Origin of the sequence: Micromonospora vinacea, from assembly GCF_015751785.1 — a bacterium.
Classification (GTDB): domain Bacteria; phylum Actinomycetota; class Actinomycetes; order Mycobacteriales; family Micromonosporaceae; genus Micromonospora; species Micromonospora vinacea.
This window is the reverse complement of the sequence record NZ_JADOTY010000001.1, coordinates 5271541-5293035: the sequence shown is the minus strand read 5'-3', so window position 1 is coordinate 5293035 and position 21495 is coordinate 5271541. Positions and strand designations below refer to the sequence as shown.

Genomic DNA, 21495 nt, shown 5'->3' with positions numbered 1-21495 from the left:
CGGTGCGCGGGGTCATTCAGCCACCTCCGGTGCGGGCGGTCAGGCCGCTGGCGTACAGGTAGGTCAGCGCGTCGGCCGGGTCGGGTTCCGGGCTGTTCAGGGCGAACCGCACCGCCGCGTCGAGGATCGCCTCGACCTCGGCGTCCACGGCGGCGCGGTCGGTGTCGGTGAGGCGCTCACCCTGGATGCGCACCGGATCCCGGGCCCGGGCCCGGCTCACCTCGTCGGGCGGGCGGTAGTCGAGGCGTACCGCGTGTTCGAAGGTGTGGTGGGCGTCGAAGCGGTAGGTCCGGGCCTCGATCAGCTCGGGGCCGCCGCCGGCGCGCATCCGGTCGACGGCGGCGGACGCGGCGACGCGTACGGTCTCGGGGTCCTGACCGTCAACCTGGACGGCCGGGATGTCGAACGCGGCGGCCCGGCCGGCGATGCTGCCGGCCACCGCGCCGGCGACCGGCATGGTGGTGGCGTAGCCGTTGTTCTCGCAGACGAACAGCACCGGCACCCGCCAGAGCGCGGCCAGGTTGAACGCCTCCAGCAGCATCCCCTCGTTGACCGCGCCGTCGCCGAAGAAGCTCACCCCGACGGTGTCGCGGCCCCGGCGGCGGTGGGCCCAGACCGCGCCCGTGATGATCGCCCCGGAGGCGCCGACGATCGCGTTGGCGCCGAGCACGCCGATGCTCAGGTCGGCGGCGTGCATCGAACCGCCCCGGCCGGCGTTGAGGCCGGTGACCCGGCCGCACAGCTCGGCGAGCATGCGGGCCGGGTCGGCCCCGCGGGCCAGGACGTGCCCGTGCCCGCGGTGGGTGCCGGCGAGCACGTCGTCGGCACCCAGCGCGGCGCAGACGCCGGCGGCGATCCCCTCCTGACCGAGGTACGGGTGGATGCCGCCGACGATCTGCCCGCCGTGGACCAGCTCCACCGCCCGTTCCTCGAACCGGCGGATCAGCCGGACCGTGCGGTAGAGCCGGACCGGGTCGGCGTCGGTCACGCAGGCCCCTTGATGGCGGCCAGGATGTCGTCCCAGAGCCGGGCCCGGGCAGCGAGGGCAGTGTTGACAGTGTCGGCGCACTCCTGCCACTTGGTGTCGTCGTCGCCGCACAGGTCGGCGAGCATCTGCATGGCCATCGGGGTGTGCTGTTCGCCGTCGACCTCGATGTGCCGCTCCAGGTAGTCGACGAACGCGTGCAGCCGGTCGCTGCTCTCGTTGACCGAGACGACCTGGGTGAACATGTCCGGGATCAGGTCCTCCCGACCGAACGCGAAGGCCGCCGCCTGGCAGTGCACCGGGGTGGACTCGATGATCTGCCAGGTCGTCGCGGCGAACCTCGCCGACGCGGCCGGCACCCCGGCCTCGGCGAGCGCCTCGGTGACCGGCCGGCCGGTGCGCAGCCTGTCGATCAGGGCGTTCACCGCTGTGGTGTCCGCGCCGGCCTCGGCCATGCCCTGCACGTACAGCTCGAAGTGGCTGATGTAGCCGCCTCCCAGTTCGTCGCTCTCCTCGACCATCACGATGTCGTTGATGAGGCGGCGGCTGCCGGTCGGCCCGGTCGGGATCCACGGCACTGTGACGCAGGTCAGTTGCCGTTGCAGCGACTTCAGCAGGGACATGAAGTCCCAGACCGCGAAGACGTGGTGCTCCATGAAGGTGACCAGCGCCTGGTGGGTGTCGAGGTTGGCGTAGAGCGGGTGCTTGACCACGGCGTCGCGCCGGTCGGTCACCGCCCGCTCCAACCGCTCGATGCCCGGGTGCGTCTTACCCCAGTCGTACCGTGACATGTCAGCCTCCCTGCTGGGCGCGGTGGCGCCAGATGACCGGGCAGTAGTCGGGGTCCGCGTAGTCCGGCCGCCCGTCGTGGGTGCGGCGGACCAGCACGTCGTGGTTGTACGCGGCGAGCGTGCCGTCGGAGAGCGGATACTCCCGCCAGGCGTTGTCGCCGTCCTGCAGGTGCAGCGAGATCGCCTGCCGGGGGCGACCGCTGACGTTGGGGCCGCTGCCGTGGTAGGTGCGGCAGTGGTGGAAGCTCATGTGTCCCTTGGGGATCACCATCGGGATCTTGCGGATCTCCGCGCCGTTGTACGCGGCGTTCTCGGCCAGCATCTCCTCGAGCTGGCTGCGGTCCCGGTCGGCGAAGTGCCGCACCACAGTGTCGTCCGCGCCGATCTCCTTCCACCGGTGCGAGCCGTCGACCATGGTGATGGTGCCCATCTCCTCCCCGCAGTCGTGGAAGGGGATGAAGGCGGTGAGCATCTTCTCCGACGACGAGGACGCCCAGTAGTGCTTGTCGAAGTGCCAGGGCACGATGTTGCTCGGCTCGCCGGAGATCGGCGGCTTGTAGATCAGCGTGGACTGGAAGACCCGGATCTCGTCGGCCTGGGCGAGCCGGGCGGCGACCGCGCCGAGCAGCGGCTTGCGCAGGATCGCGCCGAGCCCGTCGTGTTCGTGGTGGACGTAGTCGTTGTGCCGCTGCACCGGGCCCAAGGACTGCTCCCAGTAGGCCAGCTTCGGTGGGCGTACCGGCAGCCGCCGGTCCCGCTCCCCGTCGTAGTAGCGCTGCGCGGCGGCGGCGAGGGCGTCCACCTCGTCGTCGGTGAACACCTTCTTCGACAGGTACCAGCCGTGCTCGGCGTAGTGCCGCACGTCGTCGTCGGACGGCAGCAGCGCCTGCTCCTCGGCGGTCAAGCTCACGCCCCCACCCCCTGTGGTGTGGCCGCCACGGCGGCCAACTCCCGTTCCTTGGCCTCGTAGAGCGCCTTGATGTTGCCGCTGCCGAAGCCCCGCGCGCCGCGCCGCTCGATCAGCTCCAGGAACAGCGTGCGACGCACGTGCATCGACTCGGCGAAGATCTGCAACAGCTGACCGTCGTGGTCGGAGTCGACAAGCACCCCCAGCTCACGCAGCCGGTCCAGCGGGGCGTCCACCCGGCCGACCCGCGCCTCCAGGGCGTCGTAGTAGCTGGCCGGGGTGCCGGCGAAGCGCACCCCGCGCCGGCCCAGCGCCTCCACCGCGCCGACGATGTCGTCGGTGCGCAGCCCCAGGTGCTGCACTCCCCCACCGGCGTGCTGGTCCAGGAACGCGTCGATCTGCCCGGGCCGCCGGGAGCGGTCCGGTTCGAGCAGGACCACTGTGACCCGCCCGGACGGGCTCTGCACCACCTTGGAGTTCATCCCCTGTCCGTCGACCTCGATGTGCTCCTCGAAGATCTGCGCGAAGTCGAACAGCGCTTCGAAGTGCCGGACCGTCTCGTCGAGCTGGCCGGGCGGCACGCAGACAGCCAGGTGGTCGATCTCGGCGAGCACCGGCGGGTGGTCGTCCGTCGTGGACGCCGCAGCGGTGATGGCGCCGGGCAGGAACTCGCCCCGGTCACCCCGGCGCTGCACCAGCCGGTGCCGCACGTCGGCGAAGCCGTCCACCTCGGCGATCACCACCTCGGCGTCCGCGCCGGTGCGGGTGGTCGGTGGCGTCACTCCTGTCGCACCCCGACCCACCAGCTCGGCGTACGCGGCCGACACGTCGTCGACCTCGACGGCGACGACAGCGATGCCGTCACCGTGGCGCTGCACGTACCGCGCGGCCGGATGCTCGGCGCTCAACCCGGAGGTGAGCAGCAACCGGATGTCGCCGTGGCAGAGCAGCACTGTGCGCTGCCCCGCCAGCCCGGTCTCCGGGCCACCCTGGCCACAGATCTCGAAGCCGACGGCGGTGCTGAAGTAGAAGGCCGCCTGTCGGGCGTCCCCCACGTAGAGTTCGATGTGGTCGATACCACGGATGTCCATGTCCCCTGAAACCCTTCCCACCCGATTCCCCCTGTGTTGCCGTCCGGGCACTCACCGCCCGGGATGCCGCCCCGATCACCCCCTCGGCTCGGCGACGCGGGCCAGCAGCAGGCTCACGTTCTGGCCGCCGAACCCGAACGAGTTGGTGACCGCGTACTCCAGGTCGGCCTTGCGGGGGGTGCCACGGATGTGGTCCGCCGGGCAGGCCGGATCCGGATCGTCGAGGTGGTACGTCGGCGGCAGCAGCCCCCGACCGAGCGCCAGCGCGGTGGCCGCCGCCTCCAGCACCCCGGAGGCACCGAGCAGGTGACCGGTGAGCGACTTGGTGGAGCTGACCGGCACACCGCCGACGCCGAAGACGTCGGCCAGGGCGGTGGTCTCCGCGATGTCACCGAGCTTCGTGCCGGTGCCGTGCGCGTTGACGTAACCGACCGCCGCCGCCGGCACACCGGCGCTGCGCAGCGCCCGGCGGATGCACGCCGCCGCGCCGGCGCCGTCCGGGCGCGGGGCGGTCGGGTGGTACGCGTCGGTCGTCGCGCCGTGGCCGGCCACCTCGGCGTACCCGACGACGCCACGCGCCGCCGCGTGCTCGGCGCGTTCGAGCACCAGCAGCGCGGCACCCTCGGACAGGACGAACCCGCTGCGGGAGGTGTCGAACGGCCGACTCGCCCGGCCCGGGTCGGTGCCGGCGCGCGCCAACGCCCGCGCGTTGCCGAAGGTGTCGGCGAAGGTCGGGAAGAGCGGTGCCTCGCTGGCCCCGCAGAGCACCACGTCGACCTCTCCGGTCGCGATGAGCCGGACCCCGTCGGCGACCGCCTGTGCGCCGGAGGCGCAGGCGGTGCCGACCGACGAGCTGTAGCCGCGGATGCCGTGCGCGATGGCGATCCGCGCCGCCGGCATGTTCGGCAGGATCCCGGTGAGCAGGTACGGGCTGACCGCCGCCCGCCCCCGGGCCGCCCGGGCCAGCACCTGCGACTCCAGGGTGGCCATCCCCCCGACCCCACCGACGATCACACCGATCCGATCGGGGTCGACGTCGCGGCCCACCTCGATGCCGGCGTCGGTGAGGGCGTCGGCGGCGGCGAGCAGGGCGAGGACGACGATCCGGTCCAGCACCCGTGTCTCCGGCCCGGACGCGACGGTCCGCGGGTCGATGTCGGGCAGCAGCCCGGCGACGTCCAGCGACTCGCTGACCGGGTGTCCCTCGGGCGGGCGGGTCAGCCCGGACCGGCCGGTGGTCAGCGCGTCGAAGGTCTCCTCGACGCCCCGCCCGACCGGTGTGAACAGACCCATCCCCGTGATCAATGCGGTCATGAAGGGGCCTCGGTGAGGTAGCGCTCGCGCAGGACCACCTTGCGGACCTTGCCGGTCACGGTGACCGGGATGTCGGCGGAGCGCACCGGCACGACCCGGCGCAGTGTGGCGCCGACGTCCGGGCCGAGGGCGGTGCGGACCCGCTCGGTGCGGTCCTCGGCCTCGTCGGCGCCGGCGGCCAACTCCAGCAGCACGTCGGTGACGACCACGCCGGCCTCGGCAACGATCACCACAGTGCAGTCGGTGACGTCCGGGCAGGCCGCGAGGATCCGCTCCTCGGACAGCGCTGTGTAGAAGCGCCGCCCGTCACCGGCGTCGACCGAGTCGACCGCCCGGTCCAGGTGGTAGTAACGGCCGTCGGCGTCGGCACGGACCAGGTCCCCGGTGAGGTACCAGCCGCGCTGGCGGAAGCGGTGGGTGGTGACCGAGTCGTTCCAGTAGCCCCGGAACAGCGACGGCGAGTCGATGCCCAGGAAACCCACCTCGCCGACCGGCACCGGGCCGCCGTCGGCGTCGAGCACCGCGACCTTGGTGAACCGGTACGGGCGGCCGATGCAGCGGCCGTACCGGTCGGTGTCGGCGCGGTGGGTGATGTGGAACATGGAGTGCCCCATCTCGCTGGAGCCCAGACCGTCGATGAAGACCGAACCGGGCACCTTCGCCACCCCGTCGCGGGTGACCGTGTCGTGCCAACCGACCGCGACGAGGCGACGGATGTGCGGCTCGTGCGAGGCGTCGCCGGTGTTGAACCACAGCCGTACCGAGTCCAGGTCGTACCCGGACAGGTCGAAGCGGGCCAGCTCCGCCCAGGTGACCGAGAAACCGAACACCCCGTCGGGGCGCCAGCGCTGGATCGCGTCCAGCACCCGCTCGCCGCCCTGCTCGGACAGCAGGAACATCTGCGCGCGGTTGCCCAGCGCCTGGTTGACCATCAGCACCGTGGCGGTGTGCGGGGCGGGCAGCGCGTTGAGGATCCGGGTGGTGCCCTGCGCCTGCGGCATGGTGAGCAGGTGCCGGGTGGCCGCGAACAGGCTGGCGTGCGAGTGCAGCACCGCCTTGGGCACCCCGGTCGTCCCGGAGGTGTGGGTGATCACGATCGGGTCGTCCGGGTGGTGCCGGTAGTGCGCCGGGGCCGTGGCCGGGTCACCAGCGCCGGCCTGCGCGGGGGTGCCGAGCAGCGGTACGCCGAGGTCGTGCCCGGCCAGCAGCGCGGTGTGCGCGTCGTCGGCCAGCACACCGACGCCCCGCAGGCGGCGGATGTACTCGGCGGCGATCTCCGGACGGAGTTTGCCGTTCATCAGCGCCGGGATCGCCCCGAGCCGGGCCAACGCCAGGAAGCTGAGCACCATGTCGGCGGCGGCGGTGGCCCAGACGGCGACCGGGTCGCGGGGGCGTACCCCCTGTTCGTGCAGCCAGGCGGCGCGGGCGGCGACCCGCTCGTCGAGCTGCCCCAGCGTCAGTGGCGTCTCGGCCGGGTGCCCGTCGACGGCGGTGTCGAAGGTCAGGCCGGGCCCGTCCGGGTCGGCGCCGTGCGCCAGTACCCGGGCCAGGACGTTGCCCGCACCCAGCTCGGTGTCGGCGGCCAGTGCGCCGCGCAGTCCCCGCGTCCTCATTGTCGTGCTCCTCCCCCCAGCAGCACCGCGACCGCCTCGGTCGGCCGGTCGGGTGCCTGTTCGATCAGGATCAGCAACACCTCGTCGGCGTCGCCGTCGTCGCGCAGCAGGTCGGCCTCGGCGACGCCGTCGCTGTACGGGTCGCCGGTCGGGCTGAGACAGACCACCGGGCCGCGCAGGTCCCAGCGGGCCGCGATGTGCCCGGCGACGCTGTTGGGCACGGACTGGAAGAAGAACAGCGGGCCGACCCGCCCGCCGGCCTCGACGGTCTCCCGTACGTGCTGGGCGCTGGCGAGATCGCCGCTGGCGCTGACCAGCACGATCCCCGTCCGCACTCCAGCGGGCACCCCCGCCGACCCGTACCCCCGCCGCAGACACCGCTCCGCGACGACCACCACCACCGGCGCGAAGTCCGAGTGCACGAACCCCGGCACCCCCGCCGCCGCACCCGCGACGTCCCCACCCTCAGGCCAGCAGGCCCGCGCCCTCTCCCCGGCCCCCTCCCCCGCCGATCTTGCGGTTTCGGTCGTCGTTTCGAGTGGTTGGTCGGATTCGTCGGGGCAGAAAGTGCAAGATCGCGGGGAGTGGGGGGCGGTCATCCGACGCCGACCAGGAGAGCGGTGTTGGCGCCGCCGAAGGCGGCGTTGAGGGTCAGGGCGTGGGTTGCCGTCGTCTTCTGTGGTTGGTCCTTGACGACGTTCAGGGGGCAGGAGTCGTCGGGTCCTAGCCAGCCGGCGTTGACCGGAAGCTCGCCGTGGCGCAGCGCGAGGGCGGTGACCACCAGTTCGAGCAGCCCGGACGCCTCCAACGCGTGCCCGTGCACCGACTTCGTGGAGCTGACCGCGACCCGGGTGCCATGCCCGCCGAGGGCCCGACGCAGGGCGGCTGCCTCGGCGGCGTCGCTCTGCGCGGTACCGGTGGCGTTGGCGTTGACGTAGCCGACGGCGTCCGGTGGCAGCCCTGCCCGGCGCAGCGCGGCGTCGACAGCGCGGGCCAGTCCGGTGCCGCCGGGCTCCGGCTGGCAGGGATGGAACGCGTCGCCGGCCCGCCCCCAACCGACCACTGTGGCCACCGGATCGACGCCGCGTCGCCGGCCGGTGCTCGATTCCAGCACCACCGCGACCACGCCGTCACCCAGTAGCAACCCCCGCCGGCCGGCGCTGAACGGGCGGACCGCCCCGTCGACAGCGAGGGCGCGACCGGCGTCGAAGAGCGCGAACTGGTCCGATTCGACCAGGTAGCCGGCCGCGACCACCACCCGCTCGACGTCACCGCGGGTGATCTGGGCGGCGGCGTCGGCCACCGCCGTGCTCGCCGACACGCAGGCGCTGGTGTAGACCCGGGTGTGACCGGACAGTCCACATCGAGCGGCGAGCTGACCGGCGAGCACGGCCGGGGCCGTACCGAGGGCCGGGCCTGCACCGGCGGCGGGGCCCGCACCGAGGGCCGGGCCGCCGTGCACGGCGAGCAGCAGGGCGCAGCCCGTGCGCTGCGCACGGTCCAGGCCGGCCGCCCGGCAGGCCGCGTCGATCGCGGCGGCCAGCTCGTCGGGGAGCGTGCCCACCTCGGGCACCGTGGCCGCCACTGTGACCCGGCGGGCAGCGGTGTCGAACCGGCTCACCGGTCCGAACGCCGGCACCCCGGCCAGCGCACCGGCGAGCTGCGCGTCGGCGCCCCGCCCCAGGGCACTGACCGCGTACACGCCGGTGAGCTGGGCGACGCGCGCCTCAACCATCTGCGGAGGCGGTCAGCGACGCCCGGAACACCACCAGGGCGTCGTCGACGGTACGGATACCGGCCAGTTCGTCGTCGGTGAGGTCGAGCCGGCAGTCGTAGCGCTGCTCGACGAGGTGCACCAGCCAGGCAAGCTCCATCGAGCCGATCCGGTCGGACACCTCGGCAGCCGGTTTCGCGGTGAGTTCGGCGAGCATGGTCATCAGGTCAGCTCGCCCCAGATCGGGCTGACCGCTCATCAGGCTTTGTCGCTCGTCGCCTCGGTGACGCGGTTGGCGACCATTGTGGTGAACTCGCCGACCGTCATGAGGGCCAGCTGCTCCGACTCGTCGTCGGCGAACGTCAGGCCGTAACGGTCCTCGACCCGGACGGACAGGTCGGCCAGGGCGAGAGACTCCAGGTCGACGCCGGACGGACCGAGCGTGGTGTCGTCGTCGAGCCCCTCGACGTCGTAGTTCATGTCGGCGAGCTGCTCGACGACGAAGGCGCGGACCTCGGCTCTCATGGATACCCTCTCTGCGTGGATCAGTTGACGGTGTCCGGTCGGGACACCGTCTACGTGTGGGTCGGCCGGGACACCGGCGGTCAGCCGGATCCGGCCGCTGTGCTGGTGCGGCGGGCGGGTTCGCTGCTGCTCGGTCGCGCGGAGACCGCTGTGGTGCTGACGCACGACCGCAAAGGACGGCCGGTCGTCAGGGTCGACGACGTCGGGTTGGCGGTCAGCGTCAGCCGCACCGCCGGGCTGGTGGTGGTCGCCGCCCGCCGCGCTGGCGCCGTCGGGGTGGACGTGGAGCGGATCCGCCCGCTGCCGGCGCTCGCGCTGGCCCGCCGCTGGTTCCCGCCCACCGAGCTGGCCTGGTTGGGCGATCGGCCCGAGGCTGGCCGGACTGTGGACTTCCTGCGGCTGTGGACCGCGAAGGAGGCGGTCGGCAAGGCGCTCGGGCGGGGGTTGCGGGACGACGGGCTGCGCCGGCTGATGCCGCCGCCGGGGCTGCCGTTGCGGCCGGTGCCCGGTGTCGAGCACCTGCGGGTCGGTCACCCGCACCTGGACGGGGGCCTCGTCCTGGCCGTCGCCGCGCACGCGAACGCGCCTGTCGACGTCGAGGTGGTGCAGTGGCCCGGTCACGGGGTGACCGCCGAACGCAGCACGTCGGTCGAGCGGACCAGCTTGCCGGTGGTGGTACGGGGCAACTGATCGAGCAGGTGCAGCACCCTGGGCCGTTTGTAGCCGGCCAACCGCTCGGCCAGGAGTTTGTCCAGCGTCTCCTCCGACAGCGGGCCGTCGGGTTGGACGTACGCGGTGATGCCGTCGTCCCAGACCACCACGGCGGCGGCCACCCCGGTCAGCTCGGCGACGGTGGCCTCCACCTCGGTCAGGTCGACCTTCATCCCGCCGACGGAGACCTGCGAGTCGAGTCGACCGCGCACCGTGACCAGGCCGGTGTGCTCATCGACGGTGCCGGCGTCGCGGGTGTGCAGCCAGCCGTCGGACCACCGGGTCGGGTCGCTCAGTCCGACGTACGGCGACGCCGGGCAGGACACCCACAGCTCACCGCCGGACTCCCGGACCTCGATCCCGGGCGCGGGGGCGATCGACGGTCGGTGCGCCCCGTACAGGTCGGTGCCGATCACCCCGACCTCGGTCATCCCGTACATGTTGCCCAGCGGCACCCCGTACCGGTCGGTGAACGCCCGGGCGACGGCCGCCGGCACCAGCTCGCCCCCGGTGGTCATCCGCCGCAACTGCGGCAATGGCCCGGTCGGGCGGGTGGAGGCGAGCAGTCCGATGTGGAACGGCACACCGAGGACGGTGGCCGGTGTGGTGCCGGCGCTGATCGCGGCCAGCACGGCGTCGCCGCTGAGCCGCTCCGGCGGCACCAGCTCGACCCCGGCGTGCAGCCCGTAGAGCAGGCCACCGACCAGGCCGAGCACGTGCACCATCGACGGCAGCAGGATGATCCGCTCGCCGGGCAGCGCCACCCCGTCGATCCGGGTGTAGCGGTGCACCTCGGCGACCAGGGCGGCGGCGGTGCGGCCGATCACCTTGGACGGGCCGGTGGAGCCGGAGCTGAGCTGGATCACGGCGTGGCCGCTGACCGCCGGGCGGTCGGCGTACCGGGTGACGCCCTCGGTGACGTCGACGAAGATCTTCAGCGCGCCGCCACCGGTCCGCACCGGGGCGACCATCACCTGCGGGGTCAACCGGCGCAGCGCGCGGTCCACCTCGTGGTCGGTGAGCCGGTGGTCGAGCAGGATCGCCTGCCCCCCGGCGCGCCAGGTGGCGAGCAGGTTCACCACGTACGCCAGCGACGGCGGCAACCGCAGCGCCGCGGCGCCACCGGGGCGCAGTCCGGCGGCGGTCAGCCGGTCCTGCGCGGCGGAGACCAACCGATGCAGGGTGCCCCGGTCGACGGGGTCGGGCAGACGGAGACAAACGTCGGTCGGGTGGCCCCCGAAGAGGACTTCATCCACCCAGCCAGGGTCTGTCGCCGTAGGATCTTCTGCCGTCACTGCCGTTCACCGCCCAGCATGAAAGAGGGCGAATCCGCCCATCACGTACGCTTGTCGGGGTGCTGCGGGGAACCATACGACGCCCACAGGGCCATTGCTAGATGCGAATGGATGGATCAAAAGCAGCGGCCAGCCGGATTGCCGACAGCCCGTTCGGCGGGCAGGATCGGGCGGGCGATCCGGCGGAGCGTCACCGAGGCATGACGCCTCGTACAACCGTCGCGTGGCCCCAGCCGGACGGCCGATGGCGTCACGCTCACCGGGTGAGTCCGACGAGGGTGGCCAGTCGCGCCACGCTGGCGGTCGCCCGGCCGCTGCGGGCGATCTCGGCGATAAGGGTACGGGCGGCGGGCCGGTAACGGACCTCGGCGGGCGCGACGGTGTCGGCGTCGGCCAGGGCGCGCCCGGCAGCGGCGACATCGCCGTTATGGAGGTAGGCGCGGGCGGCGTCCATGAGGTGGGCGGCGCGATGCTCTGCGGGTAGTCGATGCCAGTCGTCGCCGCGAATGGCCTTCTCGTGGCGGTACACGGCCTGGGCGGAGTCGCCAAGGTGCAGGGCGCTGACAAAGCGGGCCAGCCGCACGGTGGCAGGGCCGAACGCGGTGTGGTGCGGGTCGTCGGTGCCCGTACACCGCTCGGCCAACGCGGTGGCATGGTCGATCAGGTCGTCGGCGCGGCGGCCGTCGCCACAGCCGGCAGCAGCCATGGCGGCCTGGAGCAGCAGTGTTCCGCGTACCCCATCGTGGGCGGCCGTGCCCACGGCGGCGACGGACGCGGTGAGGGCGAGGCGGTCGCGGCCCAGGGCGCGCAGCGCCTGCGCTACGGCGATCGTGGCGGTGCCGGTGCGGATGGCGTCACCGGTGGCGGCGGCGACGGCCCGGTCCGCGGCCAGCCAGGCGAGGTCGGGTTCGCCGAGCTTGACGAGCACCGAGGCGGTGATCCGGTACACGGACACCAGCAGCCCCAGTGTGCCGTCGGTGGCGTCGAGCAGGGCGGGCAGCGCCCTGAGCAGTTGGGCGTAGTGGGCGTGCTGGTAGCTGAGCCAGGCGTGCGCGACGTGCCGTTCCACCTCGTCTGCGGACACAACTCGGGGGCGGCGTTGGTGGTAGTGGGCCAGGGCGGCGCGGACCGCGTCGATGCCGTCGAGGGCGGGGGCCGCCGTTGGTGGTGGCCTGCGGGGGTCAAGCAGCACGGTCGGGTCGAGGCGCAGAACCTCGGCGATCTCCTGGACGACTGAGTAGCGGTCCAGGTTGCGAACGCCGCGCTCGACCTTGTCTACCCAGCTCTTCGACTTGCCGAGCCGGTCGGCGAGCATCTGCTGGGTCATCCGGCGACGCACCCGCCACCGGGCCACCCGCCGCCCGACCGGCTCGTCACGCTCCGGCATTGGCCGGGTCACCCGTCCTGCCCCTGCGGCAGCGCCTGGGTGGGCTGCCCACAGTGGGGACACCACCTCGACTTCACCCGGAACGCCAGCAACCCGAGCAGGAACCCCGGCACCAGCCCACCAAAGATCAACGCCACCACTTCGGAAACCACAAGCACCTTCGCTTTCACAGCTCGCCATCGTGACTCGACCCCGCTCGTCCTGACGTGTCCAGTGGACTCCGTGCCGAGGGTCGCAAAGGCAGGTGCGCTCGGTGCCTATCAGTGCCCACGAGTGCCACAACCACCCGGTGTCGGACCGAATCGCTACTGTTCGTGTGGCGGTCGCTACAAACGAGGAGGCTGGACGGTGGCACCGAGTGGAGAGGCGTTGACGCGGTTGCTGGCCGAGGTGGGCTGGCAGCCGGAGCAGTTCGCTCGACGTCTCAACGAGTGCGCCGGGCGGCACGGGCGGACAGAGCGGCTACACCTCAAGACGCCGTACAAGTGGAGGAAGGGCGACGTTCCCCGGGCACCGTGGCCGTCGTTGACATCGGCGCTGCTGTCCGAGGTGTTGCAGCGGACGGTTGGTATCGACGAGCTGGGTTGGCCGAGCGACGGGTTCGAGGCCGTTCCAGCCTCGGCCGGTCTTGATCTGCCCTGGTCCTCAGGCGGGGCCTTGCGGGCGGGCGAGGTGGTGAACGAACCTGAGGGGATGACGCACCGACGGATGTTCCTCACTCTGCTCGGTTCCGCACTGACATCACCGGCGCACGAGTGGCTGATCGCCCAACCACCGCAGAACATCGCATCGACCGCAGGCCGGCCCGTGTCGGGCGACGTCGTGGACCACCTGGACGCGGTGACCGCCAGCCTGCGGCGGATGGACGACCACCTCGGTAGCGGTCAGACTCTGGGGCTGGTCCGGAAGCACCTGAGCACAGTGGTCGAGGTGCTGCGCGAACGCAGCTATACCGACTCGGTCGGCCGGCGGCTGCACGGCACCGCCGGTGAACTGCTGCGCCTCGCCGGTTGGCTCTCCTTCGACGACGGCCACCACACCCAGGCGCAGCGGTTCTGGATCGCTGGCCTCTATCAGGCCAACGCGGCCGGTGATCGCGGCCTCGGCGCGAACATCCTCGGCTTCATGTCCTGCCAGGCCAAGGATCTCGGTCAGCTCCGCCAGGCCGTGACCCTCGCGGAGACCGCGCGAGCCAGCTATCCGGCTACGAGCCCCAAGGTGGAGACGATCCTCGATCTGCGGGCCGCCGAGGCGTATGCCAACAACCGGTCCGTAACCGACACCCGCCGTGCGCTCGACAACGCATTCGACAGGTTCACGGACAGCCGGCCGGAGCACGGCGACCCCGACTGGTCCTACTGGATCAACGAGGCGCAGGCCCACGCGCAGGCCGGCTACTGCTTCGTCAAGCTCGAAGACTGGCCGCGCGCTCGTGACCACCTGCGGGCAGCCCTGCGGCTACAGAGCAACGAGTACACCCGCGAGGGCGCACTGCGTAACGCGTTGCTCGCGACCACGTACGTCCAGCAGGAACACCCCGAATTGGACAAGGCGCTCGCCCTCGGCGACCAGGCCGTGCAGACCCTGACCGGGCAGGTCACCTCCACCAGGTGCATCAAGCATGTCCGCAATCTGGTTGGCGCGCTGGCCCCGTACCGGCGCACTCCCACCGTCCGCCGTTTCTGTCAGGACGCCCGGGACCTCATCGCCTCGTGAACAGCCGCTCCGCGCGAAGGGGTCCCGCCTGCCTTACCTGCGCGAGGTGACCGGCAGGCCCCGGCTCGCCCGCATTGCGCTTCAACTATCCGCCCCGAGACCTCGGAGTAACTGTTCAACGACGCTCCGAAAATTCTGTCGTTCCGCGTTCCCATGAAGCTGCACCCGCATCGGACAGTGGTGCTGGCGGGAGGCAGACGTTTGCCGGATGACCGTGTACCTGGCTGGACAACTACCACGACGAATCACCGTGATAGCAACCGCATCCGAAGGGCAGTGGCTCGAGACTGAAGGATCTTCGGGATAGCGAGAAAGTATCCCGTGCTTGTTCTGCACCACGAACAGATCGCCCTCACACCAGCAAGGGGCCAGTTCGTGCGTCACCTTCGGGGCGATTCGGCGCACCTAAGAGCATGACAAGAAGTAGCAACGCACGAACGCACTGCATCCCTCACTGGGGCGCTCCGTCACCGCAACGGTGTTGCGTTCGAGGGGAGGTGGGTCCAACATGGTCTGATGATTGATCGGGTAGGCTGGGACCTTGACGAATGCGCCATCGCCTTGGGCAAATCACTGAAGTTGACCGAAGATTTCAATTCCCACAGCGCAACCCACATCTCACGGTTTGAAAAAATGACCGTCACTGAATTGAGAGAAGCGCTTGCGCTAGTCGCCGGGAGCGTAAAGAGTCACCTGCGAGAGTTGACGCTCTACGTGAGTCTTGTCGATGGACACCGGCACCGCAGACCGATTGACGAGTCTGCAAGGATAAGCCTGCTCCTCGAATTCGACTCCGAGGGCCGACTGGTCGCGGAGGTTGGTGTACTCGACCCGTGGATGCACGTCGAGGTCGAGGCTGGAAACGCTACCGGCCCAATTTTTCGATCTTACAATATCACCGCACTACGCATCAAATATATGGAGTACGGAAGTAGCGGGAACTACATGGAGTTCCGGCTACTGTTCGGTGATTCGTGGACGGTCGGAAGAATTGCAGAATTCACAGACCTGCTCGGCTTGATTGTGGGTCCAGACAAGATCGATCCAAGGTCACCCATTAGCGCTTTCTCCCTCGTCGCCTCCGGGCGCCCCGAAGGCCTCCTAGGGCAGGCGGAGTCCGCGTTCCTAGAGGTTAAAGAGAAGGGGTACGGTTTTCAAAATGAAAACCAGAAACATGAGTACGCGATGGATTTGGCCGCACTTGCCAATACTGAGAAGGGGGCACTACTCATCATAGGGATGAAGACCTCCAGAAACAAGGCGGGCCAGGATGTTATTACTAGTGCGGCCGGCTGCTCCGTCGGCTCCTTGTCCATCGAGTCCTATAATCAGATAGCGAAACAGAGAGTGGTGCCTCCCGTGGAAGGGATGGAGCTGCACCTTCTAGAACATTTCGGACGCCACTTCATGGCGATCCTCATTCCACCTCAGCCTGAATACCTCAAACCCTTCCTCGTTAAGGGTGGAGTCACACTGGAAGGGCGAACAAATGGTGCCTCCATTACGATACCGACACGGATTGGAGATGCCCGGTGGAACATGTCAGCGGAAGCCGTGCATTCTCTACTGGTCGCGGCCAGAGTAGCGCTGATCAAGAGTGAGTAATGTGATAATTTAATTGCGGGTGGGCCGATGGCGTCGGCCCCTGATATCAGGTGATGAAAAGTAGGTCAGTGGCGCCCCTGGGACCTACTTCTCATCACCTGATCATGCCAACAACGTCGCGATCACCGGGCGAGGGTGGAGCGTCAGGCCAGGGCCGGGGTCTGGGCGTGGATGTGGAAGCGCAGCGAACGGGCGTCGGTGAAGCACTCCCGCATCGGGCGCACCAGGTCCCGGTGCTCCGGGGTGCGTTCCCAGTCCTCGAAGTCGGCCAGGCTCGCCCACTCACTGGTGATCAACCACTGTTCCGGGTCGGTCGACGAACGGCACACCTGGTCGACCAGGTGCCCCGGCACGCCGCCAGCGACCAGGTGCCGCACCTCCTCGTACGCGGCGAGGAACTGCTCGGTGCGCGGCACCGGCACCCGTACCAGGAAGACCACCCGGGCCCGTTTGTCGCTCATGACGCCTCTCCCCTCATCGGCGCGGCCCCACGCAGGACCAGCGCGCTGTTGAACCCGTCGAAGCCCCGCGCGCAGACCAGCGCGAGCCGGCTGCGCGGCCGGCGGTGCTCGCGCAGGAAGTCCAACTCGCAGCCCTCGGCCACCTCGTCCGGCCCCGCCGACGCGGGCAGCGTGTCGTGGGCGAAGGCGAGCAGCGCGGTGGCCACGTCCAACGCCGAGCCGCCCTGGTACGCCCGTCCGGTCAGCGGTTTCTGCGTGGTCACCGGGGGCGGCCGGTCGGCGAACACGGCACGCAGCGCCTCGGCCTCGCTGCGGTCGTAGCGGGGCACCCCGAGCGCGTCGGGCAGCACCACGTCGATCCCGGCCGCGGCGACGCCCGCCCGGTCCAGGGCCAGGCGCATCGCCCGCGCGTACTGGGCCGGGTCACCGGTGCTCTCCGCCGTGGTGTGTGCGGCGTCGTGGGTGGAGCCCCACCCGCTCACCTCGCCGTAGACCCGGGCGCCCCGGGCCAGGGCGTGCCCCAGCTCCTCCACCACGAACACCGCTCCCCCCTCGGCCGGCAGGTAGCCGCTGGCCGTGGCGTCGAACGGCCGGTACGCCCGCTCCGGGTCGGCGACGTCACTGAGCAGCCCCGAGCGCAGCTGACAGGCGAGCGCGTACGGGCTCAGCGGGCACTCGGTGGCCCCGGCGATCACCACCGGGGTGCCCCGGCGCACCGCGCGGGCGGCGTGCGCCAGGCTGTCCAGTCCACCGGCCGACTCCGCGACCAGCACCCCGCTCGGGCCCTTGAACTGGTGGTGGATGGAGAGCTGCCCGACGCTGGCCGCGTAGAACCAGGCGATCGACTGGTACGCCCCGACCGTCCGCGACGTGCCGCCCCACAGGCGTTGCAGCTCCCGCTGACCGAACAGGTTGCCCCCGGACGAGCTGGCCAGGGTCACCGCGTAGCCGTACGGGTCGGGGGCCCGGTCGGGTAGGCCGGCGTCGGCCAACGCCAGTCGGGTAGCGGCGAACCCGAGGTGCGTCCACCTGTCGGTCTGCACCAGTTGCCGACTGTCGGCGTAGGAGTCGGCGGTGAAGCCGGGCACCTCCCCACCGAAGCGGGTCGGATAGCCGGACGGGTCGAACAACGTGATCGGCCCGGTCCGGCGGGTGCCGGCGAGGACCGTGCGCCAGTGCGCGTCCGCGCCGATGCCGCTCGGCGCGACCACCCCGATGCCGGTCACCACGGCGCGAGCGACCTCGGCACTCACGCCAGCACTCCGCTTCGCTCCGCGCCGGCGTGAGACGCCACGCTGCTGTGCCTGATGGTTCGCTCGCTACGCTCACTCACGCCAGCACTCCGCTTCGCTCCGCGCCGGCGTGAGACGCCACGCTGCTGTGCCTGATGGTTCGCTCGCTACGCTCGCTCACGCCGCCACCGTGCCGAGCATCCGGCGGAAGACCATCGCCGACTGGAAACCGCCGAACCCGCTGCCCACCGAGAGGGCGACGTCCACCGGGACCTCCCGCGCCTCGTTGGGTACGTAGTCCAGGTCGCACTCCGGGTCCCGGGTGCTCCAGTTCGCTGTCGGCGGCACCACACCGAACTCGATGGCGAGGGCGCACGCGGCCATCTCGATCGACCCGATCGCGCCGAGCGAGTGCCCCACCATCGACTTGATCGAGCTGATCGGTACCCGGTACGCGGCCTGGCCCAGCGCCCGCTTGAACGCGGCCGTCTCGTGCCTGTCGTTCTGCCGGGTGCCCGAGCCGTGCGCGCTGATGTAGGAGACCTGCTCGGGCAGGATCCGGCCCTGCTTGAGCGCGTCGGTGACGGCGAGGCCCATCTCCAGCCCGTCCGGCCTCAGCCCGGTCATGTGGAAGCCGTTGCTGCGGCTGGAGTAGCCGGCCACCTCGCAGTAGATGTGCGCCCCGCGCCGCCGGGCGTGCCCAGCCTCCTCCAGCACCAGCACCGCCCCGCCCTCGGCCAGCACGAATCCGTGCCGGTCGGCGTCGAACGGCCGGGAGGCGTGGGCCGGGTCGTCGTTGTCCGGGCTGGTCGCCTTGATCGCGTCGAACGAGGCGACAGTGACCGGCGAGATCGGCGAGTCGGCCGCACCGGCCAGCATCACGTCCGCCTCACCGTCCACGATCATCTGGTGGGCGTACCCGATGGCGTCGATACCGGAGGTACAACCGGTGGAGACCACCTGCGCCGGGCCGTGCAACCCGTGCCGGCAGGCCACGTCCGCCGCAAGGCTGCTGGGCACCAACGCCTGATAGAGGTACGGGCCACCGCGCGCCCCGTCCACGAGCCAGCGCCGGCCGTGCTCGCTCACTGTGACGTACTCCTGCTCCAACGCCATCGTGCCGCCGACCGCCGTGCCCAGCACCACTCCGGCCCGGTCCCGTTCCGCGTCGGTGAGCACCAACTGGGCGTCGGCCACCGCCTCGGCGGAGCAGGCCAGCGCGAACTGCACGTACCGGTCGGCCCGCCGCAGTTCGGCCTCGCTGAGCCCCGCCGCCACCGGGTCGAAGTCGCACTCCGCCGCGATCTGCGATCGGAACGCCGACGGGTCGAAGAAGCTGATCCGCCGGGTGGCGGTCCGCCCCTCGGTGATGGTCTTCCAGAAGCGGTCCCGGCTGGCGCCGCCCGGGGCGACCACCCCAATCCCGGTCACCACCGTGCGGCGCCCGGTCATCGCGTCACCTCTGTTCGCGACTGCGGGGCTCGCAAACCCGGCTCACTCCTCGCGCTCACGCTGCCATCGATGGTTCGCGACTGCGGGGCTCGCAAACCCGGCTCACTCCTCGCGCTCACGACGTGCCCCGCTGTTCGACAAGCTCGGTGTCGACGTGACCCAGCTCGGGCCGGGGGGCGAGTGGGCCCAGGTGGAAGACCACCTCGGCCGGCTCGACGCCGGTGTTGCGCAGCCGGTGCCGCACGTTCACCGGTACGAACAGCCCCTCGCCGGCGGCCAGCAGCGTCGGCTGGTCGTCCAGGTCGACGGTGATCGCGCCCCGCACCAGGTACAGGAACTCCTCGCTGTACGGGTGGTAGTGCTCGGCGATCCGCTCCCCCGGTTCGAGGGTGGCCACCCCGAGGAAGCCCGAGGTGCTGCCGACGGTGCGGGGGCCGAGCAGCACCCGCAGCTCACCGCCGCGACGGCGGTCGGCGGGTACGTCCCGGGCGGCGATCGGGCGGGTGCTCAGGTCACTCATCGTCGGCTCCCGTCGGCGCGTCGCTGGCGGTCGTGCTGCCCTGGTCGGCGCGCTGCCAGGCGATCCGCTCCAACCGGTCCTTGATCACCGCGAGTTGGATCACGCTGTTGGTGTTGATCCGCTCGGTCATCGCCGCGTTGTCGACCGGCGCGGTCGGCTTCATCGCGAAGTCCTGCGTCCAGGTCATCCGGGTGCCGTCGGCCTCCTCGGTGTAACGCCAGTGGATGCGCATGTACTCGAACGGCCCGGTCTCCACCCGGTGCGCCCGCACCTGCCTGCTCACCGGGTCGGCGGTGCGCTCGCTGACCCAACTCCAGGACACCCCGTTCTCGTCGGGGTACATGGTGAGCCGGAACCGCACCGTGTGCCCCTCGCGGTGCAGGATCTCCACCACGGCGTACTCGGTGAACAGCTCGGTCCAGTTCGCCACGTCGTTGGTGACCTCCCAGACCAGGCCCAGCGGCGCTTGGATGACCACGCTGTTCTCGGTGTGCCCGGGCGGGTCGGCGCGGCGGGCGACCAGGTCGGCCACGGCGGGGATGCTCAGCTGCCCGGCCTGCTCGGGGATGCTCACCTGCCAGCGGTCGGATACGACCGCCGACAGTTCCAGCAGGGCGAGCGAGTCCATGCCCAACTCCTCCAGCGACGCGGCGGGCGCCCGGGCCGCGGCGTCGGCGTCCAGCCCGCAGTGCGCCACCAGGATGTCGGTGATCTCGGCGGTCATCGGGCGACCATGGGTGACGGTCATCGGGTCCTCCTGTGGGTTGCGTCGGGATCTGCGGCGGGCGCGGTGCGCGGTGCGGGAGTGGCCGCCGGCCCCCGCGCCGGGGCGGCGAGCAGGCGGTCGACCAGGCCGGTGGTGTAGCGGCCCTTGCGGAATGCGGCGTCGTCGAGCACCCGCCGGACGAACGGGATGGTGGTGTGCACGCCCGGACCCGCGATGTCGAACTCGTCCAGGGCCCGCTCCAGGCGGTTGAGGGCCAACTCCCGGTCGGGCGCCCAGACGATCACCTTGGCGAGCAGGGAGTCGTACCAGGGGCCGACCAGGTATCCGGCGCTGGCGTGGGTGTCCACCCGGGTGAACGGGCCGCCGGGCGGGGTGAACCGCTCCAACCGTCCCGGGGTGGGGGCGAAGCCGCGCGCGGGGTCCTCGGTGTTGACCCGGCACTCCACAGCGACGCCGTGCAGGCGGATCTCCTCCTGCCGCCAGCGCAGCGGCACCCCGGCGGCGATGTGCAGTTGCTCGTGCACCAGGTCGATCCCGGTGACCATCTCGGTGACCGGGTGCTCCACCTGGATCCGGCAGTTGATCTCCAGGAAATGGAACTTCTCCTCGGCGTCGACCAGGAACTCCAACGTGCCGGCACCGACGAAGCCGACCTCGAGCGCCCCCCGCAGCGCGGTCTCGGCGATGGTGTCGAGAACGGCGGCGGGCAGTGCCGGGGCGGGGGCCTCCTCGACCAGTTTCTGGTGCCGGCGCTGCACCGAGCAGTCCCGGGTGCCCAGGTGCACGCCGTTGCCGTGGGCGTCGCAGAGCACCTGCACCTCGACGTGCCGCGCCTCGGTGAGGTACCGCTCGACGTACACCCGGTCGTCGCCGAAGGCGGCCTGCGCGGCGGCCCGGGTGCGCGCGTACGCCCGGCGCAGCTCACCCGGGGTGTGCACCACTGTCATCCCCCGGCCCCCGCCCCCGGCGGCGGCCTTCACGATCACCGGGTAGCCGACGGCCTCGGCCACCTCGGCCGCCGCGGCGGCGGTCGGCACCGGCGCGACACTGCCCGGCGACAGCGGCAGGCCGGCGCGGCTCATCAGTGCCCGTGCCGAGGACTTGTCGGCCAGCGCGGCCATCACCGCAGGTGGGGGGCCGATGAACGTCAGCCCGTTGTCGGCGCAGATCTCGGCGAAGTCGGCGTCCTCGGAGAGGAAGCCGTAGCCGGGGTGCACGGCCTGCGCGCCCACCTGCCGGGCCGCCTCCACGATGGCGGCGGCGTTGAGGTAGCTGCGCCGACTTGACGCCGGTCCGATCCGGACGGCCTGGTCGGCGAGGCGGACCGCCGCCGAGTCGGCGTCGGCGGCGGAGTAGACCACCGCAGTCCGGACGCCGAGCTCCTTGCAGGCGCGCAGCACCCGCAGCGCGATCTCGCCCCGGTTGGCGATCAGCACTGTCTCGAACATG

22 protein-coding genes are annotated in these 21495 nt (G+C 71.2%); 3 read left to right on the top strand and 19 right to left on the bottom strand.

The annotated features are described in order from the left end of the window. Nucleotides 1–16: 16 nt before the first annotated feature. The 10 genes from IW249_RS24890 to IW249_RS24845 form a co-directional block, all read right to left on the bottom strand. Nucleotides 17–988 (bottom strand): thiamine pyrophosphate-dependent dehydrogenase E1 component subunit alpha, encoded by a 972-nt coding sequence (locus IW249_RS24890; RefSeq protein WP_196922969.1) that lies wholly within the window; start codon nucleotides 986–988, stop codon nucleotides 17–19. After that, the gene (locus tag IW249_RS24885; RefSeq protein WP_196922968.1) at nucleotides 985–1776 is read right to left on the bottom strand and encodes a DUF3050 domain-containing protein; all 792 of its coding nucleotides are present in this window, start codon (nucleotides 1774–1776) and stop codon (nucleotides 985–987) included. Before IW249_RS24885 ends, IW249_RS24890 begins: the two co-directional genes overlap by 4 nt. A 1-nt stretch (nucleotide 1777) precedes the next feature. Further along, entirely contained in the window at nucleotides 1778–2686 is a 909-nt protein-coding gene (locus tag IW249_RS24880) for a phytanoyl-CoA dioxygenase family protein (RefSeq protein ID WP_196922967.1), read from the bottom strand. Next, a complete protein-coding gene (gene hppD, locus IW249_RS24875) occupies nucleotides 2683–3774 on the bottom strand; it encodes a 4-hydroxyphenylpyruvate dioxygenase (protein WP_196922966.1) in 1092 nt (363 codons plus the stop codon). Before hppD ends, IW249_RS24880 begins: the two co-directional genes overlap by 4 nt. 75 nt (nucleotides 3775–3849) lie before the next feature. Next, nucleotides 3850–5088, bottom strand: a complete 1239-nt coding sequence (locus IW249_RS24870; protein WP_196922965.1) for a beta-ketoacyl-[acyl-carrier-protein] synthase family protein — start codon at nucleotides 5086–5088, stop codon at nucleotides 3850–3852. Beyond that, complete coding sequence (locus IW249_RS24865; RefSeq protein WP_196922964.1) at nucleotides 5085–6701, bottom strand: class I adenylate-forming enzyme family protein; 1617 nt, start codon at nucleotides 6699–6701, stop codon at nucleotides 5085–5087. Before IW249_RS24865 ends, IW249_RS24870 begins: the two co-directional genes overlap by 4 nt. After that, nucleotides 6698–7135 (bottom strand): beta-ketoacyl synthase chain length factor, encoded by a 438-nt coding sequence (locus tag IW249_RS34420; RefSeq protein ID WP_307788696.1) that lies wholly within the window; start codon nucleotides 7133–7135, stop codon nucleotides 6698–6700. Before IW249_RS34420 ends, IW249_RS24865 begins: the two co-directional genes overlap by 4 nt. Before the next feature lie 161 nt (nucleotides 7136–7296). Further along, nucleotides 7297–8436 (bottom strand): beta-ketoacyl synthase N-terminal-like domain-containing protein, encoded by a 1140-nt coding sequence (locus IW249_RS24855; RefSeq protein ID WP_196922962.1) that lies wholly within the window; start codon nucleotides 8434–8436, stop codon nucleotides 7297–7299. Then, the gene (locus tag IW249_RS24850; protein WP_112638592.1) at nucleotides 8429–8674 is read right to left on the bottom strand and encodes an acyl carrier protein; all 246 of its coding nucleotides are present in this window, start codon (nucleotides 8672–8674) and stop codon (nucleotides 8429–8431) included. Before IW249_RS24850 ends, IW249_RS24855 begins: the two co-directional genes overlap by 8 nt. Further along, on the bottom strand, nucleotides 8674–8940 hold the full coding sequence (locus IW249_RS24845; protein ID WP_196922961.1) for an acyl carrier protein: 267 nt from the start codon (nucleotides 8938–8940) through the stop codon (nucleotides 8674–8676). The genes IW249_RS24850 and IW249_RS24845 overlap by 1 nt, the downstream gene beginning before the upstream one ends. A 15-nt stretch (nucleotides 8941–8955) precedes the next feature. On the opposite strand from IW249_RS24845, the gene IW249_RS24840 reads away from it, so the two are divergent. Next, nucleotides 8956–9630 carry a 4'-phosphopantetheinyl transferase family protein gene (locus tag IW249_RS24840; RefSeq protein ID WP_196922960.1) on the top strand — a complete coding sequence of 225 codons (675 nt, stop codon included), beginning with the start codon at nucleotides 8956–8958 and terminating at the stop codon, nucleotides 9628–9630. On the opposite strand, the gene IW249_RS24835 is transcribed toward IW249_RS24840, so the two are convergent. The 3 genes from IW249_RS24835 to IW249_RS24825 all read right to left on the bottom strand — a co-directional run bounded on the left by IW249_RS24835 (nucleotide 9558) and on the right by IW249_RS24825 (nucleotide 12503). Continuing rightward, nucleotides 9558–10907 (bottom strand): class I adenylate-forming enzyme family protein, encoded by a 1350-nt coding sequence (locus IW249_RS24835; RefSeq protein ID WP_196922959.1) that lies wholly within the window; start codon nucleotides 10905–10907, stop codon nucleotides 9558–9560. The genes IW249_RS24840 and IW249_RS24835 overlap by 73 nt on opposite strands. 295 nt (nucleotides 10908–11202) lie before the next feature. Continuing rightward, entirely contained in the window at nucleotides 11203–12345 is a 1143-nt protein-coding gene (locus tag IW249_RS24830) for a helix-turn-helix domain-containing protein (protein WP_307788695.1), read from the bottom strand. Continuing rightward, nucleotides 12342–12503: a hypothetical protein gene (locus IW249_RS24825; protein ID WP_196922958.1), complete on the bottom strand. Its 162-nt coding sequence runs from the start codon at nucleotides 12501–12503 to the stop codon at nucleotides 12342–12344. The genes IW249_RS24830 and IW249_RS24825 overlap by 4 nt, the downstream gene beginning before the upstream one ends. Before the next feature lie 178 nt (nucleotides 12504–12681). Here IW249_RS24825 and IW249_RS24820 point away from each other — a divergent pair, with 178 nt between their 5' ends. Beyond that, complete coding sequence (locus IW249_RS24820) at nucleotides 12682–14049, top strand: NsdA family TPR-like regulatory protein (RefSeq protein ID WP_307788694.1); 1368 nt, start codon at nucleotides 12682–12684, stop codon at nucleotides 14047–14049. Nucleotides 14050–14565: 516 nt separating this feature from the next. After that, complete coding sequence (locus IW249_RS24815) at nucleotides 14566–15654, top strand: AlbA family DNA-binding domain-containing protein (protein ID WP_196922957.1); 1089 nt, start codon at nucleotides 14566–14568, stop codon at nucleotides 15652–15654. Between the two features lie 143 nt (nucleotides 15655–15797). Here the strand turns inward: IW249_RS24815 and IW249_RS24810 are convergent, their stop codons facing one another. From IW249_RS24810 to IW249_RS24785, 6 genes are all read right to left on the bottom strand, one after another. Then, nucleotides 15798–16115 (bottom strand): antibiotic biosynthesis monooxygenase family protein, encoded by a 318-nt coding sequence (locus IW249_RS24810; protein WP_196922956.1) that lies wholly within the window; start codon nucleotides 16113–16115, stop codon nucleotides 15798–15800. Beyond that, nucleotides 16112–17368, bottom strand: a complete 1257-nt coding sequence (locus IW249_RS24805) for a beta-ketoacyl synthase N-terminal-like domain-containing protein (RefSeq protein WP_196922955.1) — start codon at nucleotides 17366–17368, stop codon at nucleotides 16112–16114. The genes IW249_RS24810 and IW249_RS24805 overlap by 4 nt, the downstream gene beginning before the upstream one ends. A gap of 156 nt (nucleotides 17369–17524) precedes the next feature. Next, nucleotides 17525–18799, bottom strand: coding sequence for a beta-ketoacyl-[acyl-carrier-protein] synthase family protein (locus IW249_RS24800; protein ID WP_196922954.1), 1275 nt, complete (start codon nucleotides 18797–18799; stop codon nucleotides 17525–17527). A gap of 115 nt (nucleotides 18800–18914) precedes the next feature. Further along, nucleotides 18915–19319: a cupin domain-containing protein gene (locus IW249_RS24795; RefSeq protein WP_196922953.1), complete on the bottom strand. Its 405-nt coding sequence runs from the start codon at nucleotides 19317–19319 to the stop codon at nucleotides 18915–18917. Continuing rightward, complete coding sequence (locus IW249_RS24790; protein WP_196922952.1) at nucleotides 19312–20067, bottom strand: SRPBCC family protein; 756 nt, start codon at nucleotides 20065–20067, stop codon at nucleotides 19312–19314. Before IW249_RS24790 ends, IW249_RS24795 begins: the two co-directional genes overlap by 8 nt. Further along, nucleotides 20064–21494, bottom strand: coding sequence for an acetyl-CoA carboxylase biotin carboxylase subunit (locus IW249_RS24785; RefSeq protein ID WP_196922951.1), 1431 nt, complete (start codon nucleotides 21492–21494; stop codon nucleotides 20064–20066). The genes IW249_RS24790 and IW249_RS24785 overlap by 4 nt, the downstream gene beginning before the upstream one ends. Between the last annotated feature and the right edge of the window lies 1 nt (nucleotide 21495).